Source organism: Hydrogenibacillus schlegelii (genome assembly GCF_001653195.1).
Lineage (GTDB): Bacteria > Bacillota > Bacilli > Thermicanales > DSM-22653 > Hydrogenibacillus > Hydrogenibacillus schlegelii.
Genome location: NZ_JXBB01000008.1, coordinates 1 through 17,584, shown reverse-complemented (window position 1 = coordinate 17,584; position 17,584 = coordinate 1). Strand labels below are relative to the sequence as shown.

Genomic DNA, 17,584 nt, shown 5'->3' with positions numbered 1-17,584 from the left:
GTCGGGCGGTGGCGCCGATGGAGGATGCGCTCCTTCGCGAGGCGCTTCGGGCGTACGGCCTCAAGCTCCGGCGGTGGACGCGCTTCCGCCGGACGGTTCGGGTGGAGACGGACGGCGGGCTTTTCGCCCTCACGGCGGTTCCGGATGCCGGCCGGTTTGAACGGGCGATGGAACGGCTCTTGGGTTATGCCCTGAGGCAGCCGTTCGTCCTGCTTCCGGTGCCGACGCCGTCGGGCCGGCCGGTAACCGTCGTCGGCGACCGGGCGTACGCGCTGTTTCCGTGGGTGGCGGCCGACACCGCCCGGCACGCCCTGCGGGCCGGGGAGTGGCGCTGGCTGCCGGCGTTTTTGGAGGCGCTGGCGGCGTTTCACGCCGCCTACCGGCGCCCGGCGCCGGCGGCGCCGGTTCGGGCCGCCGCGGACGACCTCATCGCCCGGTGGACGGCGGAGCGCTCGGCGCTCGAGGCGTGGGCGGCGGATGCCGCCGGTCGGGCGTATCCGTCGCCGGTGGACGTGCTTTTCGTCCACGCCCGAGAGGCGCTGACGCTTGCCCTCGATGCGGCGATCGAGGCGGCACGGCGCTTCCGGGCGGCCCTTGAAGGGGAGACGACGGACGTCGTCCTCCTTCACACCCGGCCGGCGCCGGAGCGGATCGCCCTGACGCCTCGCGGGATCGTGCTTCTGGACTGGACGGGCGCGGAAGACGGGCCGGCGGTGCGGGATCTTGCGGTTTTTTTTCAGTCGCTGGCGCCGGAACTCGCCGCTCGGTCGGAGGCGGCGGAACGCCTGAGGGCGGGGCTTTCCGCGTACCGGCGCCGCCGGCTCTGGCAGCCGGAGGAGGCGGCGCTCCTTCGCGCCGCCCTGTTTTATCCCGGAACGGTGCTGGCATTTTTCCGGCGGCATTTTTCCGGCGAGGCCCGGGATCACCTGCTCGATCGGACGGAGGCGGCCCAGGCGGCGCTCCGGGCGTTTTACGCCCGTTCCGCCCTGGCGGAGGCGCTGTCAGTACCACTCGAGGAGCGCCCCGACGTAGATCAAAAATAAAATAAAGAGGACGAGAACGTCGATGAACGTCGGGATGAACATCGTGCGGATGAAATAGAGGATGATCACCGGCAGCATAAACGTCTTGACGTGCTTTTTGGCGTCTTTGAACCAGTTGAGAATCGTCTTGAGCATGCTCTCCCTCCTCCCGGCATCGTATGCCGGAAAGGGGGAAGGGGTCATGAAAAAAGCGCCGCTTCCTCCGGCGCGGCGCTTTTTGCGGTGTTATGCGCTTTTTGCAGACGAGCGCGGAGCGGAACGGTTTCCCGGACGGAAAGCCCGTCCCCTCACACGAGGCGGGCGATCCACGTCTCGACGTCGCCGGGCAGGAAGGCGACCGGCGGGATTTCGATCAGGGTGTAGGCCCCCGGCTGAAGGCGCATCGCCGCTCGGGCGGCCGAGACCATCACCTGGGCGGTGAGGGCGGGGTTGTGGATGCGCATCTCAAAGGAGAACCGCTGGTTTGCCGTCCGACCGGAGGTCCCCTTTCGTTCCATCACGACGCCGTGGCCGACGTCTTTCAGGCGCTCGACGTCGTCGACGAAGGCGACGTGCGTCTCGTCGTGGGCGAAGTACGGATCGGCGAGAATCGCCTGCCGGACGGCGTCGGGATCGGCGCCCGGTTCGAGGGCGACGTAGACCATCCGCCGGTGGACGCCGGCCCCGGCCGGGATCGTCAGGGAGAGGGCGTCCCGGACGCCGGGGATCGCTTTGACGGCGACGGTATGGCCCATGCTCATGCCGGGGCCGAAGTTCGTGGTGGTGATGCCCCGGGGCGCCATGAGCTCAAACAAGGCCCGAACGACCGAGTCGGTGCCGGGGTCCCAGCCGGCGGCGACGACGGCGACGGCGCCGCCGGCCCGGGCGACGGCATGGAGTTCCCGTCGGACGCGGACGATGTCGCCGTGGAGGTCGAAGCTGTCGACGGTGCGAATGCCCCGCTCCAGATACGTCCGGGCGATCGCCGGCGTCTCGCGGGTCGGGGTGGCAAGGAGGACGACGTCGACGGGGCCGAGATCGGCGACGTCGGCGGCGACCGGAAGGCCGGCGAGCGCCCGGGGGAGCGTCCGGTCGAGGGAGGTCTTTCTTCGGACAAGGCCGGCGAGTTCAAAATCGTCGGCCGCCTCGATCGCCTCAAGGGCGGCGTGGCCGATGTTGCCGAGGCCGACGACGGCGGCGCGGATCCGCTTGGACATGGGCTCACCTCGTTTCAACGGGGCTGATATCCTCACGATACGGGCGGGCCCCGCCGCTGTCAATAGGGGCCTAGGCGAGAAAAAAGCCCCCGCGGCAGTGGGCGGGGGCGCGGAGGACGGGAGGGGACGATCAGGCCGTCGCGTGGTGAACGGCGCAGCGGTTCGGCCCGATTTCGAGCTCGATCGCTTCCTGATCGTCCACGGCGAGTTTGCCGACGTTGATGGCGATGATCTTTTCGTAGTTCGGAGGCTTCACCGTCGAGGCGGCCGCTTCGACCCGAGCGAGGAACGTCTCCCGGTCCATCTCCCGCAGCAGGTCGTTCGCCCGCCGGAGCTCCCCGAGGGTGGCGCCGACGATTCCTCGGTCGTTGATCTCCGAGTAATGGGAGTAGTGGGCGGGAAGGACGAGGAGCTCGTCGGGGAGGTCCTTCAGCTTCGTCACGACGGTCTCGTACAGGTCTTTGGCCCACGCTTCGACCATCCCGCCGAGGTCCGGCCGGCCGAGGCCGCTCACGAAGACGGTGTCGCCGGAGAGGAAGAAGCGCCGATCGACGAGCAGCGACGTCGAACCGGGGGTGTGCCCGGGGGTCGGGATGATGACGACTTCCACCTCCACGTCGCCGACCCGAAGCGTCTGGTACTGCTCCAGCGGCTCGAAGGAGATGCCCCCCTGATGGGTGAAGACGTCGTGGGACGAAACGTAGTAGGGCGCACCGGTCAGGCGGGAGAGGGCCTGGCCGCCGGAGATGTGGTCGGCGTGGATGTGGGTGTCGACGATGTGGCGGATGGTCAGGCCGTGTTCACGGGCAAAGTCGTCGTAGACGTCGGCCCGGCGGAGGGGATCGACGACCATCATCTCGCCTTTGGAGATGATGGCGTAGGAGAGGCAGCCTTTTCCGAGGCGGTTGAACTGGACGATCTTCAGCTTCTCGTCTTCGTACGCCGTCACCGGATGGTAGTACTGGCTCCACGCTTCCATTCCGCCGACGAGCTCGACCGCGCGGTAACCCCGCTCGGCGAGGCGGCGGGCCACTTCCGTGCTGGTGAGCCCTTTGGCGCAGACGACGTGAATCTCCCGGTCTTTGGGAAGCTCGGCGTACGCTTCCGGCGCCTCTTCAAGGAGCAGAGCGGCGGGGAAGTGGCGAAACTCGACGTTCCGGTGCTCGATGTGCCAGTCCTGGACGTCTTTCGGATTGGAGCGGACGTCGATGAGGAAGACCGGTTCGTCGGTGCCGAGCTTTTGCGCCAGTTCTGCCGGCTGAAGGCGCATCCATTCCGCCATGGCGAACCCTCCTTCGCAGACATTTGGCCTCCCCCGCTCCGATACCGGGGAGGGTTTATCGGGACGGGACCATTGTAACGCGGAGAATGTTTTTTGTCAACGGATTGTCATTAAGATTTTTCTTATAAGACGTCATTTATCGTAAATTCTAACTATAAAACCCGTAATTACGGTGAAAACGGGGGATACCGCCGGATGGGAAGCGATCGTCGCAATCGATCGTCGCAATCGACGGTTGAAAAGCCCTGAAGACGTTTCTCGCTCGATCGAAAATCTGTTAAAATACGGCCGTGAACCAAACGGGCATGAACGAAAAGACGGACGATGACACGCAACGTTGCCGTGAAAGGCGTGAAAGGGGAAAAGAGCCGGGCGGTTTGGCCGTCCGGGAATCGCCGGTCGTTCGATGTCCGGGAGGGACGGACGTGGAGAATCGGTTTCGAGTTCGGGGGCCGAACGTCGGCCCGGTGCGGTGGCTGGCCTGGGACGGTCGGGGGGCCTGGAGCGCGATCGACAAGCGGCCGGTCGACGGGCCCCTCCGGCTCACCCGGACGGGTTTTGTCGGCGATGCGCAGGGCGATCCGGTCCGGCACGGCGGGCCGGACAAGGCGGTCTCGGCGTACCCGCTCGATCACTATGCCGGCTGGGAACGGTGGCTCGGTCGGCCGCTTCCGCCGGCGGCCTTCGGCGAAAACCTGACCGTCGAAGGCCTCACCGAGGAGGCGGTCGGCATCGGCGACGTCTTTCGGCTCGGCACGGCGCTGCTTCAGGTCGCCCAACCGCGGCGCCCCTGCTTTAAGTTGGAGCTCCGATATGAGAACCGGCAGCTTCCGGCCGAGGTGCGCCGGACGGGGAAGAGCGGCTGGTATTTTCGCGTGCTCGAGGAAGGAATGGTGCGGCCGGGCGATCGGCTCATTCGCTTGGAGCGGGATCCCCGCGGGGTGAGCGTCGCGGCGGTGATGGCGGCGACCGACGCGGAGCCGCCGGATCCGGAGCTCCTGGGTCGTCTGGCGGATCACCCGGCGCTCGCGGACGGCTACCGCCGGAAGCTCCTCGGGCGGCTCGAGCGAAGAGAAGGCGGACGATAAGCGGGGGCGGCGAGCGGGGTCCCGCTCGCGGCGGAAGCCGGTTGCGCCGCCGGCCGCCGGCGCCCTCCGGCGCGAGGCAGTCGGCCCACGGCCATCGGGCACGCGGTCGAGTTCCGCGGTCGAGTTCAAAAGCGAGCGAACGGAGGAGGCGGGGCGGATGGCCGGGACGATGAAGGCGTGGGTTTTTGAACGGACGGGGCTTGAGGGACTCGCGTGGACAGACGTGCCGCTTCCGGAACCGGGTCCCGGCGAGGTGCGGGTCCGGCTCCGGGCGAGCGCCCTCAACCACCGGGATCTCTACTTTCTCGAAGGCCGCTCGAAGGCCGCACCGGGCGCCATCCTCGGCTCCGACGGCGCCGGCGTCGTCGAGGCGATCGGCGACGGCGTGACGGGCGTCCGCGTCGGCGATGAAGTGCTGATCGTGCCGAGCCTCGGCTGGCCGGCCAAAAGCGACGCGCCGCCGGAGGGGTTTCGCATCCTCGGCGTGCCGGATCCCGGCACGCTGGCGGAGGCGATCGTCGTGCCGGCGGAGGGCGTCGTGCCGAAGCCGCCGTATCTTTCGTGGGAGGAGGCGGCGGCGCTTCCGCTGTCGTCGCTTACCGCCTACCGGGCGGTCGTGACCCGGGCCGCCGTCCGGGCCGGCGAGACGGTGCTCATCCCGGGGATCGGCGGCGCGGTGGCCCAAAGCGCCCTCCTCATCGCCCGGGCCCTCGGCGCCCGGGTGTTCGCCACCTCCCGGAGCCCGGAAAAGGCCGAGCGGGCCCGAGCCCTCGGCGCCGAGCGGGTGTTTGACACGGCCGGGGACTTCGCCGAAGCGGCGCGGGCGGCGACCGGCGGCCGCGGGGTGGACGTCGTCGTCGAGACGGTCGGTGGGGTGACCTTCGGGACGTCCCTTCGGGCGCTTCGGCGGGGCGGCCGGCTGGTGACGTTTGCCGCCGGCTACGGCGGGACGGCGGAGATCGACATCCGGAGCTTTTTCTACGGGCAGTACACGCTTCTCGGGACGACGATGGGGAGCACGGAGGAGTTCCGGGAAATGGTGACGTTTTTTGCCGTCCACGGCCTGCGGCCGGTCGTCGACCGGGTGTACCCGGCGGAAGCGGCCCGGGAGGCGTTCGAACGGCTCTTGCGCTCGGAACAGTTCGGGAAGATCGTCCTTCGGTGGACGGAGGGCCTTTGACATTTACCCGCCGGTTCAGTACAATGGTGCACACGACCCGAGGGACGCCGGGGTCGCGACGTCGACAGGACGAATCGCCGGCGATGACGGGGAGGAGTAGTCGCCTGCGCCTTATCCAGAGAGGGGGCCCGCGGCTGGAAGGTCCCTTAAGGCCGGCGGCGAAGGTCGCCCCGGAGCCGTCCGCCCGAACGCCGGGTCCGCCGGCCGGTAGGGCGGACCGCTTGGCCCGCGTTACGGGCCGGGAGGGCACCGCATCGGCGCCGGAGGGCGGTCTTCGTCCGGATCCGTCCGCATCGCTCCCGGGATCCGGGCAAGAAGCCGGCGAGCGGCTTCGAACTCCGGATCGATCGGCGGGCCGGCGACGACCGGCTGTGGCGCACGGGCGGTGAACAAAGGTGGTACCGCGGAGTTTGGCTCCGTCCTTTGGCGAGGACGGAGCTTTTTTGATGGCGCATGGGATGGAGCGTTGCAGGGGAAGGCCGGGGAAGGCCGGAAAACGGCAACCGGACGTGAGAGGAGGCGTTCGGATGGCGCGCGACAAGACGCAGGCGGCGCCGGCGAACGGGGGAGGTTCGTCGGCGACGAACGGCGCCGGGGCGGCCGGCGCCGGGAAAAAGGACATTCCGAAGACGTACCGGCCTCACGAGGCGGCGGAGAGGTGGTACCGGCACTGGGTCGAGCGGGGGTATTTTACGCCGAAGGGCGACGGCTCCAAGCCGCCCTTTACGATCGTGATCCCTCCGCCGAACGTGACCGGGAATCTTCACCTTGGCCATGCCCTCAACAACACGCTTCAGGACATCCTCATCCGCTTCAAGCGGATGCAGGGCTACGACGCCCTCTGGCTCCCGGGGATGGACCACGCCGGGATCGCCACCCAGACGCGGGTCGAGGCGAAGCTTGCCGAAGAGGGACTCACGCGGCACGACCTCGGCCGGGAGGCGTTTTTGGAGCGGGTGTGGTCGTGGAAGGAGCACTTTGCCGACGTCATCCGGAAGCAGTGGGCGAGCCTCGGCCTCTCCCTCGACTACAGCCGGGAGCGCTTTACCCTCGACGAGGGGCTTTCCCGGGCGGTGCGGGAGGTGTTCGTCCGCCTTTACGAAAAGGGACTCATCTACCGGGGCGAGTACATCATCCACTGGGACCCGGTCGCCCGGACGGCCCTGTCGGACATCGAAGTCGAGTACCGGGAGGTGGAAGGGAAGCTCTACCACCTCCGCTACCCGCTCAAGGACGAAAGCGGCTGGATCGAAATCGCCACGACGCGGCCGGAGACGATGTTCGGCGACGTCGCCGTCGCCGTCCACCCGGACGACGAGCGCTACCGGGAGCTCGTCGGGAAGACGGTCGTCCTGCCGGTGATCGGCCGGGAGATCCCGATCATCGCCGACGCCTACGTCGACCCGACCTTCGGCACCGGTGCGGTGAAGGTGACGCCGGCCCACGATCCGAACGACTTCGAGATCGGCCTCCGGCACGATCTGCCGCGGATCGTCGTCATGGACGAAAGCGGCCGGATGAACGAAAACGCCGGGCCGTACGCCGGCCTCGACCGCTTCGAGTGCCGCCGCCGGCTCGCCGAAGACCTCGCGGCCGCCGGCGTCCTCGTCAAGGCGGAGCGGCACGTGCACAACGTCGGCCACAGCCAGCGGACCGGCGCCGTCGTCGAGCCGTATCTGTCGACCCAGTGGTTCGTCCGCATGAAGCCCCTCGCCGAGCGGGCGATCGCCCAAGCCCACGCCGACGATCGCCTGCTGGCGGATCGGGACCGTGTTGCGCCGGCGGCGGAAGACGACGGGGGGACGGGCGGTTCGGCGGCCGGCAACGCGGGGGCGTTCGCGCCCGGCGCGCCGACGCACGGGCGAAGCGGTTCCGGCGAAGACGTCCCCGTTCGCTTCGTCCCGGAGCGCTTTAAGAAGATCTACCTGAACTGGATCGAAAACGTCCGGGACTGGGTCATCTCGCGGCAGCTCTGGTGGGGCCACCGCATCCCGGCGTGGCACTGCGACGACTGCGGCGGCATCACCGTCGACCGCAAGACGCCCCCCCGGTGCGTCCACTGCGGGAGCGAGCGGATCCGCCAGGACGAGGACGTCCTCGACACGTGGTTCAGTTCCGCCCTCTGGCCGTTTTCCACCCTCGGCTGGCCGGAGGAGACGGACGATTTCCGGCGCTTTTACCCGACGGACGTCCTCGTCACCGGCCATGACATCATCTTCTTCTGGGTGGCGCGGATGATCTTCACCGCCCTCGAGTTCACCGGGAACAATCCGTTCCGGACCGTCCTCATCCACGGCCTCGTCCGGGACGCCGAAGGGCGGAAGATGTCCAAGTCCCTCGGCAACGGCGTCGACCCGATGGAGATGATCGAGAAATACGGCGCCGACGCCCTCCGCTTCATGCTGTCGACCGGCTTTGCTCCGGGGCAGGATCTCCGCTTCCGGGAAGACCGGATGGAGGCGGCGCGGAATTTTGCCAATAAGGTGTGGAACGCCTCCCGCTTCGTCCTCCTGAACGTCGAGGACGCCGTCTTCGACGCCGAGGGGATCGTCGAAGCGGCGCATCGGGCCGGGACGCTCAAGATGACGGAGCGGTGGATCCTCTCGCGCCTCGCGGCGACGATCGAGGCGGTGACGGAGCGGCTGGAGCGGTTTGAAATCGGCGAGGCGGGCCGCCTCGTGTACGATTTCATCTGGGACGAATACTGCGACTGGTTCATCGAGTTTTCCAAGGAAGACCTCTACGGCGCCGATCCGACGGCCCGGCGGCAGGCCCTCGGCGTGCTCCTCTACGTGCTGGAGCGGGCCCTCAAGCTCCTTCACCCGTACATGCCCTTTGTCACCGAAGAGATCTACCACCTGCTTCCGGCGGCGCCGGAGGGCCGCCCGGAAAGCCTCGTCATCGCCGACTGGCCGCGACCGGCAGCACACCACCGCGACCCGGAAGCCGAAGAGGTGATCGGCGAGGTGAGGGAGCTCATCCGCGGCGTGCGGAACATCCGGCAGGAGGTCGGCGTCGCGCCGGGGAAGACGGTCGCCCTCCACATCGCCGCCGACCCGGAGGCGATCGAGCGGTTTTCCGCTCACCGGCCCTACATTGCCCGGCTGGCCCAGGCGGACGTGACGGTCGCGCCGCGGGAGCGGGGCGAGGCGCCGGAGACGGTTTACGCCCTGGGCGGCGTGACGCGACACGCCGAGTACCGGCTGCCGCTTCGGGACCTCGTCGACGTGGAGAAAGAACTCGAGCGGCTGAAGAAAGAGTGGGCCCGCTGGGACGGCGAGGTCGAGCGGGTGCGGAAAAAGCTCGCCGACCCGGACTTCGTCGAAAAGGCGCCGCCGGCGGTCGTCGAGGCGGAGCGGGAAAAAGAGCGGGACTACCTCGAGCGACGGGAGAAAGTGCGGGAGCGGCTCGAGCTTTTCACCCGGATGCTGAACGACGAGCATAAGGCGCAATCCCGGGAGAAGCGCGGCTGAGAGAAGGGCGGCCGAGGCGACCGGAACCGGAGGCCTGGCCGCCTATGCAAGCGCGGCGTGGGGAGACGTCGCGGAGGGGCGATCGGCGCCCGCTTGATGCGACGGCGGGCGCCCGGTCGTTCCGGCGCGGGAGACATCGGGCCGGCGGGGAAAAGGAGGGGTTGGGATGGACGTCCGAGCGATCATCGCCTGGTTCGAAGCCCATCGGAAGGACGTGTATGAGCCGGGGACGGTGCGCATGGAGGCCCTCCTCGAGCGGCTCGGCCATCCGGAGCGGCGACTCAAATTCGTGCACATCGCCGGCACGAACGGCAAGGGTTCGACCCTTGCCTTTTTGCACGGGATTTTGCGGGCTGCCGGCTACGACGTCGGCGCGTACATCTCGCCGCACGTGACGACGTATGAAAGCCGCATCCAGCTGAACGGCGCGCCGATCGATCCGGAAGGGCTTCGGTTCGTCTACGAGACCTTAAGGCCCCACGCCGAGGCGCTCGCCGCGGGGCCCCTCGGGGCGCCGACGGAATTTGAACTCCTCACGGCGGCGGCGATCGTCTACTTCGCCCGCCGGGCGTATCCGGACGTCGTCCTCTGGGAGACGGGCATGGGGGGACGGCACGATTCGACGAACGTCGTCTACCCGATCCTTTCGATCATCACCCGCATCGGCTACGACCACGTCCGGCTCCTCGGGCCGACGCTCCGGGACATTGCCCGGGAAAAGGCCGGCATCATCAAAAGCGGCGTCCCGGTCGTCACCGCCCCCCAGGCGCCGGAGGCGATGGCGGTGCTGGTGGAGACGGCGCGGGCCCGCCGGACGACGCTCTACGGGCCGGAGACGCACTACTGGATCGAAGCGCGCTCCCTCGGTCCCGAGGGGCAGCGGCTCACCGTGGCGACGCTGCACCGGCGCTACCCCGATCTCGCCCTCGGCCTCGTCGGCGTGCACCAGTTTGAAAACGCCGCCGTCGCCGTCGTCGCGGCGGAGGTCCTGCGGCTTTTTTACGCCTTTTATATCGAAGACGACCACATCGCGGAAGGGCTGCGGAAGGCCGAACATCCCGGGCGGTTTGAACGGTTCGTCGATGCGAAGACCGGCGTTCCGATCGTCCTCGACGGGGCCCACAACGAAGACGGCATGAACGCCTTCTCCCGATCGCTGGAGGCGCTCTTCCCGGCGCGGCGGCGGTATGCCGTCTTTGCGGCGATGAAAGACAAAGACCATCGGGCGATGCTCATGCACCTTCTCCCCCGCGTCGACGGCCTCGTCGTCACGGCGCCGGACGTGCCTCGGGCCCGGGATCCGGAAGACGTTGCCCGGACGGCGCGCATGATCCGGTCGGACCTGCCCGTATATATCCACCAGGCGCCGGCGGCGGCCCTTTCGGCGGCGATCCGCCTGGCCGCAGGCAGGGACGAAAAGGCGCCGGAGCGCCCGGCGGAAGACGGGAGCGGCCGTGTGCCTTCGGACGAAGGCCCGCCGGTCGTCGCCGTCACCGGTTCGCTCTACCTCATCCAGGCCGTCCGGCCGGCGGTGCTCCGGCGGGCGCGAACGGGGAAGCCGCCCGGTCCTCCTCCCTCCGAAGCGGCCGCTTACCGGGCGCCGGCCGAAGCCGGGGTTCGGCCGCCTCTTTCGCTGCCTCCGGGAAGTCCGGCGGAAGGAAGGTGAAGGCGTGAAGATTCACTTTATCGGCATCGGCGGCACCGGGATGAGCGCCTTGGCCTCGGTCTACCTCGGCCGGGGCGCCGAGGTGAGCGGCTCGGACCTCCGGGAAAAGCCGGTGCTTGGCGCCCTTCGGGCCGCCGGGGCCCGCATCTTCATCGGCCACGCCGAAGCGCACGTGCCGCCGGAGGCGACGGTCGTCTATTCGTCCGACGTCCCGCCGGACAACGTCGAGCTGGCGGCGGCCCGCCGACGGGGACAGCCGGTGGTGCACCGGTCGGATCTCCTCGCGCACCTGCTGAACGCCGGTTACGGCATCGCCGTCGCCGGCTCCCACGGCAAGACGACGACGACGGCGATGATCGCTTACGTTCTGGAGCGGGCCGACCGCTCTCCGACGGCGGTCATCGGCGGCGAGGTGGTCGGCTGGGAAAGCGGCGGCCGCGCCGGCCAAAGCTCGATCGTCGTCGCCGAGGCGGATGAAAGCGACGGCTCGTTTCTCCGCTACCACCCGGCGATGACGGTCATCACGAACATCGAACCGGACCACCTGGAAAATTTTGACGGCGACTTCGAGGCGCTGAAACGGGCGTTTTTGCGTTTTGCCAAAAACACCCGCCTCGGCGGCACCGTCGTCCTCGGCGTCGACGACCCCGAAGTGCTCTCCCTCTACGAGGCGGTGAAAAAACGAAAAAAGCGCCGCCGACTTCGCTTCGTCACGTTCGGCGCCCACTGGGCCGACGTGACGGTGGCGGAGGGGGCCGAGGTACGGCTCGAGGACGGCCGGGCGTCGTTCGGGCTGGAGCTTTTCGGCGAGCCGGTCGGCGAGGTGCGGCTTCAGGTGATCGGCGCCCACCACGTGATGAACGCCCTCGCCGCCGCCGCGGCGCTTAGGGTCCTGGGCGTCCCCGCGTCGGCGATCGTCGAGGGGCTTTCGGCCTTTCCGGGGGTGAAGCGGCGTTTCGAGCGGCTGGGGGAGGTCGACGGCGCCCTCGTCGTCGACGACTACGCCGTCCACCCGACGGAGATCCGGGCGACGCTCGCCGCCGCCCGGGCGCTTCGGCGCCGGGTGATCGCCGTGTTCCAGCCGCACCGGAAGGCGCGGGTGTACTACCTGTGGCAGGAGTTTGTCCGGGCGTTTGACGACGCCGACCTTATCTACGTCACCGACGTCTATGCGCCGAAGGGGGATCGGGCGCCGGAGGCGGTGAGCGCCGAGGCCCTCGCCGGAGAGATCGCCCGCGAAAGCGGGCGTCCGACCTTCTACCTTCCGGACCGATCGGCGATTCTGGCCGCGCTTCGGGCGGCCCTTCGCCCCGGCGACGTCGTCGTCACGCTGGGGGCCGGAGACGTGCGGGCCGTCGGCGAGGCTTTGGCGCGAGGCCGCCGAGAAGGATGAACAGGGCAAAGAGAGCGGCCAGCCCCCGGTACATGGGACGAAAGCCGACGGCGGTGGCGACGGGGCCGAGGAGGATGGCGCCGCCGCCGATGCCGAGGTCAAAGGCAGAAAAATACATCGCGTTGGCCGCCCCCCGCCGCTCGGGCGCCGCGAGGCTCACCGCCCACGCCTGAAGCGCCGGCTGGATGACGCCGAAGGCGACGCCGTAAAAGAGGGCGGCGACGAGGAGGTCGCCGAGGGTGCGGGCGCCGGCGATGAGGAGGAGGCCGATGCCGCCAAAGACGGCGGCGCCGGCGATGACGACGTATCCGGAGCGGTCGAACAGCCGGCCGGCGACGAGCCGGACGAGGAGCGTCATGACGGCGTTGGCGGAAAAGAAAAGCCCCGCTCCGGCGATGCCGGCCTCCCGCCCGAAGAGGGGGAGGAAGGTGACGATGCCGCCGTACGTGAGCGTCATGAGCATGGCGAGCGCCGCCGGCCAGGCGGCCGCCGGTTCGACGAGGTCGCGGAGGGCCGGGATGAGGCGCGGCGCGGACCGCCCGGCGCGGGAAGCGGCGGCGGGCGGGACGGTCTTGTGGTCCGCCGTGTCCGTCCGGTCGGGCGGCGGCAAATCGCCGGCCGGCGCCGGGAGGGGCGGCACCATGAGGAGGAGCGCGAAGGCGGTGAAGGCGAAAGCGACGCCGAAGACGGCCGCCGGCCCGAAGGCGTAGAGCCTGTTGCCGATCGCCGGACCGACGGCCATGCCGAGGGCCGAGGAGAGGCCGAAATAACCGATCCCTTCGCCGCGGCGCTCCGCCGGCACGAGGTCGGCGGCGAGGGTGCCGAAGGCGGTCGTCGCCATCCCCCAGCCGAGGCCGTGGACGATCCGGGCGACGACGAGGCCGGCCAGGCCGAACGGAAGGGCGTACAGCCCCATGGCGAGCCCGTGAAGCAAAAGCCCGGCGAAAAGCGGCCCCCGGCGGCCGTAGCGGTCGAGGGCGGCGCCGGCGAACGGTCGAATGAGGACGGCAAAGGCGGTCATCGTGCCGACGATGAGGCCGATGGCCGTTTCGGCGGCGCCGAGGTCGGCGGCGTAGAGGGGGATCGTGGGCAAAAGAAACTGAAAGGCCGTAAAAAGTAGGAAGTTTCCGGCGGTAACGCGGACAAAGGCGCCCGACCAGAGGGGCGCCGTTTTCGGTGCGGGCATCTTTGTTCTCCTTTCGACGGCCGCTGAGCGCGGCAGACGATCGGCACGACGGCGGCCAAGCCCGACATCCGCCCCAGTGCCGTTCGTTCGGCCGGGGCGACGACCGCTCGGCGAACGTTTCGGGTCCGACGACGTCTCAAGGGAAAAACGGCGAGGCGATCCGGGGCGGCGCGTCCCCCCGGCGGACGCGTTCGGTCACCTCCGGCAGCGCGCCGGCGACGGCTTCGGCGGTGTAGTGGGGTCCGACCTTACGGGCGAGGGTTTCGCCGGTGAGGCCGACGAGAAAGGCGCCGGTCATCGCCGCCTCGAGCGGCGGGACGCCCCGGGCGAGGAAGGCGCCGATGAGGCCGGCGAGGACGTCGCCGGTTCCGCCGGCCGTGAGCCCCACGTCGCCGGTGAGGTTGTAACGCCAGCGGCGGCCGTCGCTGATCATGTCGAGGCGGCCTTTCCGGAGGACGACGGCGTGCCACCGCTCGGCGAGGCGTCGGGTCGCCTCGCCGAGGGCGGCGATGTCGGCCCACGGCGTCGCCGGACCGATCGAATAGGTGCTTCCGAGATCGGTCCTTTCCTCGACGCTTCTTTCGGCGGCGGCAAAGGCGGCCGTCCAAAGGCGGCGGAATTCGCCGCCGTGAGGGGTAAGAACGCGGATCGGATCGGCGTCCGCTCCGCCGCCGGAAGGGGCGTCTTCGGTCGAGGCGTTCGGCCCGACCGCCCGCTCCGACCCCGGGGATCCGGACGGTTCGAGGGCGTACAGGGCGTCGGCATCGACGACGTGCGGCCGGCGAAGCGCCTCAAGGACGGCCAGCACGCTTCGCACAAAGGCGAGCGCTTCCGGCGTCCGACCGAGGCCGGGGCCGAGGACGACCGCGTCGGCCGCTTCCAGGTACGATCGAAGGAGGGCGACGTCGTCCGGATGAAACGTCTCCCGTCCTCCGCCGGGCCGGTCGGGAAGGGGGACGGGGATGACGGCCGGCGACGGAGGCGGCGCCTCCCCCGGCCGGGCGAGGAAGACCCGGTCGACGAAGGGCGCCGCCGCCAGGGCGGCGAGGGCCGCCGCGCCGGGATAGCGGGAGCTTCCGGCGAGGATCAACAGATCGCCGTTTTCCCCTTTGTGGGCGCCGCGCCGCATAAGATGCGGCCGGACGTCCGCCGGCCCGACGAGGTGGGCGAGCTCCGGGAGAAAGCCGATCGGGCGGACGATGCGGGCAAAGCCGGCATACTCTCGCTTGTCCCATTCAAACGTGACGGCGACGTCGGCCTCGACCGTCGGCTCGTGCGGATGGCCGCTCGGAAGATCGACGGCGACGACCGGCCGGCGCGGCCGGTGCCGGTTGATCGCCTCGATCGCCGCCCGCATGAGCCCCCGGGGCGCGCCGCGCAGGCCGGCGCCGAGCAAAGCGTCGAGGATGAGGTCGTACGCCTCGAGGCGGAGGGCCCGGACGTCGTCTTCCGCCCCGAGCGCCGTCACCCGAACGTGAGGGGAGGCGGCGATGAGGGCGAAGTTGTGCTTGGCCTCCGGCGTGCGGATCTCTTCCGGCCGGCCGACGAGGTAGACGTCGACCGTGCGGTTCCGGGCAAGATGCCGGGCGGCGACGAAGCCGTCGCCGCCGTTGTTGCCGGGGCCGGCGAGGACGGCGATGCGGCGGGCGTCGGGGAAGGCGGTCTCGATGACGTCGGCCACCGCCCGGCCGGCATTTTCCATCAGTTGAAGCGGCAAAAGCCCGAGCCAGCGGGCGTTTTCGTCCCAGCGGGCGACGTCGCGGATGCCGTACGGGCGAAGGCTCCCGAGCTCCTCAATGGGCGATGGATCCGGATGCACGCGCAACCCTCCTTTCCCGGCGGCCCGGCGGCCTGCCGTCGGCTTGGCGTCGGGAGGCGCGACCGGTTTCACGCGACCGGTTTCAGAGGTCTTGTTCGTCCCAGCCGAGGGCCTGCCGGGCCCGCCGAACGTCGTCTTCGGTTCGGAGGACGAGGGTGACCTGCCGGAGCGTCCGGCGGGGGAAGGAAGCCGCGTATCCCTGAACGGCGGCGGCAAACGTCCGCACGACGGCGTCGAAGGGGCATCCGTAGATGCCGGCGCTCACCGCCGGGAAGGCGATGTGCCGGATGCCTTCGGCATCGGCCCGCCGAAGGGCGGCGAAGAGGGCGGAGGTGAGCTTCGCCTCCGTCTCTTTGTCCCACCGCCCGTCGCATCGCGGGCCGACGATGTGCAGGACGAGGCGGATGCCGCGTTCGGCGAGGGCGAGGGGCGGCGTGACGACGACTTCATCGTGGCGGATGAACGGGCGGCCGTATTCTTTCTGCATGGCCTCCTGCGTCAGGCGGGTGTAGGCGGCCGCGTCGCCGGCGGCGGCCCGGGCGATGGCGTAGGCGACGCCGCCGCCGTGGATCATTTCGGCGTTGGCGGCGTTGACGATGGCGTCGGCGGGAAAGCGGGTGAGGTCGCCGGCGACGACGGCGAACTGAAGATCGGCGCCGAGGAGGGCGCTTTCCGGTGCGCCGCGATCCGCCGGTCCGCTTTTCGCTTCGCCGTATTTCATTCCTCCGTTTTTCATTTCATCGCTTTTCATTTCACTTTTTCCTCCGTTTTTCACTTCCTCACGTTTTTCATTGCTCCGGCGAGGGCGTCCTCCGTACGGTTGGGATCGGCGCCGGCTTTTCGGAGATCGGTCCTCCTGTTTTTTACCTTCTCATCTCCCGGTCCGGCCGAGATGGTCCAGGATGCCGAGGGCGTCGATCGTCGCATCGAAGCCGAGCATGGCGTAGGCCGGATGATCGGCCGGCACGCCGAGGCGCTCCAGTTCCTGGCGGAAGGCGAGGAGGAGGGCGTCCCGGGCCCGTTCGGCGAGAGCGCGGTCGGGCCCCGCCGGGGGGGCGGCCGAGAAGGAGGGGGCCGTTTCTAGGGCGTCCCGGACGGTCTTCAGCATGCCCGGAAGGCGCTCCTTGAGCGCGTAAAACGCCTCTTCGACCCGGTCGGTGGCGCCGAAGTGGCCGTAGTAGATCGTCTTCGGACGGAGGGCTTCGAGCCTGCGGGCGCTTTCCAGCGTGGCCTCGGGGTCGAACTGGTTCGGCGAGGTCGACGGGACGACGAAAAAGACGCCGTCGGCGAGGAGGTCCGCGTAGAGAACGCCGAGGGTGTCGCCGGCAAAGAGGCCGCCGGCGTCGAGGTCGACGATGCCGAGGTGATGCCGGGCGTGGCCGGGGGTGTCGAGAAAGAGAAACGTCCGCCGGCCGAACGTCCGCCGCTCGCCGTCTTCCGGGACGATCAGGCGGTCTTCCGGCACCGGGAGCACCGGATCGAACCACCGGTCGTACCGCTCGCCGTAGACCGCCCGGGCGCCGGCGATGAGCCGGGTCGGATCGACGAGGTGCCGGGCGCCCCGAGGGTGAACGACGACGCGGGCGTGGGGCATCTCCCGCAGGAGGAGCCCGACGGCGCCGGCGTGGTCGAGGTGGATGTGGGTGACGATGATCGTCTCGATGCTTGCCGGCTCGACGCCGAGGGCGCGGAGGCCGGAGAGAAGCCGTTCGGCGCCCATCGCCGGCCCCGTTTCGAGGATGATCCGGTCCTCGGGGAAGACGTAGGCGCCGGTCCGGCGGGGAAGCTCCAGGTCGTAAACGTCGATGAGGGCAAGGCCGTCGCCGAGGCGGACGATCTCTTCGGCCGGCGCCGGCCCCGGCGTTTGATCCGGGTGAACCGTCATCGGCACATCTCCCTTCCGTCGCATCCGGTCGGGCCGTTTCACGGGAGGTCGCGATGTTCGGCCCGTTTCAGACCGTTGGTTTGGCCCGATGGGGCCCATGAGACGCTCGGTTCCGAGGACCGCGGTCATGGTGCTATTTCCATCTTAGCACAGAACGCCGGCTTCCAGAAATCGCCGCAACTTCGCTGACAGAGGGAACCGTTTCTTTTTACGAGAGGCCGCCGGGAAAGCCCACCCTTTCAAGGATGGGATGAAAGGCGGCTTTTTCGTTAGATGTATTGCAGTTTTCTAATGGTTGTGCTATGATACAGACATGAACGGGAAACGATGGAAGCGATCAAAAACGGTAGGGTACAACATCGGCTACCACTTC

General features: G+C 69.1%; 13 protein-coding genes. 6 read left to right on the top strand and 7 right to left on the bottom strand.

The window, feature by feature from the left end:
- Window positions 1-8 precede the first annotated feature (8 nt).
- A complete protein-coding gene (locus SA87_RS03530; RefSeq protein WP_066199290.1) occupies window positions 9-1,043 on the top strand; it encodes a hypothetical protein in 1,035 nt (344 codons plus the stop codon).
- Here SA87_RS03530 and SA87_RS13445 read toward each other — a convergent pair.
- The 3 genes from SA87_RS13445 to SA87_RS03520 all read right to left on the bottom strand — a co-directional run bounded on the left by SA87_RS13445 (window position 1,002) and on the right by SA87_RS03520 (window position 3,521).
- Window positions 1,002-1,178, bottom strand: coding sequence for a hypothetical protein (locus tag SA87_RS13445; protein WP_169793297.1), 177 nt, complete (start codon window positions 1,176-1,178; stop codon window positions 1,002-1,004). The two genes, SA87_RS03530 and SA87_RS13445, sit on opposite strands and share 42 nt — an antisense overlap.
- A 152-nt stretch (window positions 1,179-1,330) precedes the next feature.
- The gene (locus tag SA87_RS03525; protein ID WP_066199285.1) at window positions 1,331-2,239 is read right to left on the bottom strand and encodes a diaminopimelate dehydrogenase; all 909 of its coding nucleotides are present in this window, start codon (window positions 2,237-2,239) and stop codon (window positions 1,331-1,333) included.
- Window positions 2,240-2,369: 130 nt separating this feature from the next.
- Window positions 2,370-3,521, bottom strand: a complete 1,152-nt coding sequence (locus SA87_RS03520; RefSeq protein WP_066199282.1) for an MBL fold metallo-hydrolase — start codon at window positions 3,519-3,521, stop codon at window positions 2,370-2,372.
- Window positions 3,522-3,946: 425 nt separating this feature from the next.
- Between SA87_RS03520 and SA87_RS03515 the strand changes: the two genes are divergently transcribed.
- The 5 genes from SA87_RS03515 to murC all read left to right on the top strand — a co-directional run bounded on the left by SA87_RS03515 (window position 3,947) and on the right by murC (window position 12,321).
- On the top strand, window positions 3,947-4,609 hold the full coding sequence (locus tag SA87_RS03515; protein ID WP_066199383.1) for an MOSC domain-containing protein: 663 nt from the start codon (window positions 3,947-3,949) through the stop codon (window positions 4,607-4,609).
- 157 nt (window positions 4,610-4,766) lie between these two features.
- Window positions 4,767-5,789: a zinc-binding dehydrogenase gene (locus SA87_RS03510; RefSeq protein WP_245637636.1), complete on the top strand. Its 1,023-nt coding sequence runs from the start codon at window positions 4,767-4,769 to the stop codon at window positions 5,787-5,789.
- A 527-nt stretch (window positions 5,790-6,316) separates the two neighbouring features.
- On the top strand, window positions 6,317-9,262 hold the full coding sequence (locus SA87_RS14210) for a valine--tRNA ligase (protein ID WP_281180920.1): 2,946 nt from the start codon (window positions 6,317-6,319) through the stop codon (window positions 9,260-9,262).
- Between the two features lie 166 nt (window positions 9,263-9,428).
- Window positions 9,429-10,928, top strand: a complete 1,500-nt coding sequence (locus SA87_RS03500; protein WP_066199279.1) for a bifunctional folylpolyglutamate synthase/dihydrofolate synthase — start codon at window positions 9,429-9,431, stop codon at window positions 10,926-10,928.
- Between the two features lie 4 nt (window positions 10,929-10,932).
- A complete protein-coding gene (gene murC / locus SA87_RS03495; RefSeq protein WP_082910460.1) occupies window positions 10,933-12,321 on the top strand; it encodes a UDP-N-acetylmuramate--L-alanine ligase in 1,389 nt (462 codons plus the stop codon).
- Here the strand turns inward: murC and SA87_RS03490 are convergent.
- The 4 genes from SA87_RS03490 to SA87_RS03475 all read right to left on the bottom strand — a co-directional run bounded on the left by SA87_RS03490 (window position 12,254) and on the right by SA87_RS03475 (window position 17,211).
- On the bottom strand, window positions 12,254-13,507 hold the full coding sequence (locus tag SA87_RS03490) for an MFS transporter (RefSeq protein ID WP_066199276.1): 1,254 nt from the start codon (window positions 13,505-13,507) through the stop codon (window positions 12,254-12,256). The genes murC and SA87_RS03490 overlap by 68 nt on opposite strands.
- Window positions 13,508-13,643: 136 nt before the next feature.
- Entirely contained in the window at window positions 13,644-15,326 is a 1,683-nt protein-coding gene (locus SA87_RS03485; protein WP_066441662.1) for an NAD(P)H-hydrate epimerase, read from the bottom strand.
- Window positions 15,327-15,408: 82 nt separating this feature from the next.
- The gene (locus SA87_RS03480; RefSeq protein WP_211258058.1) at window positions 15,409-16,077 is read right to left on the bottom strand and encodes a [protein ADP-ribosylglutamate] hydrolase; all 669 of its coding nucleotides are present in this window, start codon (window positions 16,075-16,077) and stop codon (window positions 15,409-15,411) included.
- Between the two features lie 120 nt (window positions 16,078-16,197).
- Window positions 16,198-17,211 (bottom strand): MBL fold metallo-hydrolase, encoded by a 1,014-nt coding sequence (locus tag SA87_RS03475; protein ID WP_066199273.1) that lies wholly within the window; start codon window positions 17,209-17,211, stop codon window positions 16,198-16,200.
- Window positions 17,212-17,584: the final 373 nt, after the last annotated feature.

What these genes read in the sequence shown, in the direction of transcription:
- SA87_RS03520 (WP_066199282.1), bottom strand. Translation starts at nt 3,521, where the DNA reads ATGGCGGAATGGATGCGCCTTCAGCCGGCAGAACTGGCGCAAAAGCTC.
- SA87_RS03510 (WP_245637636.1), top strand. Translation starts at nt 4,767, where the DNA reads ATGGCCGGGACGATGAAGGCGTGGGTTTTTGAACGGACGGGGCTTGAG.
- SA87_RS03490 (WP_066199276.1), bottom strand. Translation starts at nt 13,507, where the DNA reads ATGCCCGCACCGAAAACGGCGCCCCTCTGGTCGGGCGCCTTTGTCCGC.
- SA87_RS14210 (WP_281180920.1), top strand. Translation starts at nt 6,317, where the DNA reads ATGGCGCGCGACAAGACGCAGGCGGCGCCGGCGAACGGGGGAGGTTCG.
- SA87_RS03480 (WP_211258058.1), bottom strand. Translation starts at nt 16,077, where the DNA reads ATGAAAAGCGATGAAATGAAAAACGGAGGAATGAAATACGGCGAAGCG.
- SA87_RS03525 (WP_066199285.1), bottom strand. Translation starts at nt 2,239, where the DNA reads ATGTCCAAGCGGATCCGCGCCGCCGTCGTCGGCCTCGGCAACATCGGC.
- SA87_RS03475 (WP_066199273.1), bottom strand. Translation starts at nt 17,211, where the DNA reads ATGACGGTTCACCCGGATCAAACGCCGGGGCCGGCGCCGGCCGAAGAG.
- SA87_RS03500 (WP_066199279.1), top strand. Translation starts at nt 9,429, where the DNA reads ATGGACGTCCGAGCGATCATCGCCTGGTTCGAAGCCCATCGGAAGGAC.
- SA87_RS13445 (WP_169793297.1), bottom strand. Translation starts at nt 1,178, where the DNA reads ATGCTCAAGACGATTCTCAACTGGTTCAAAGACGCCAAAAAGCACGTC.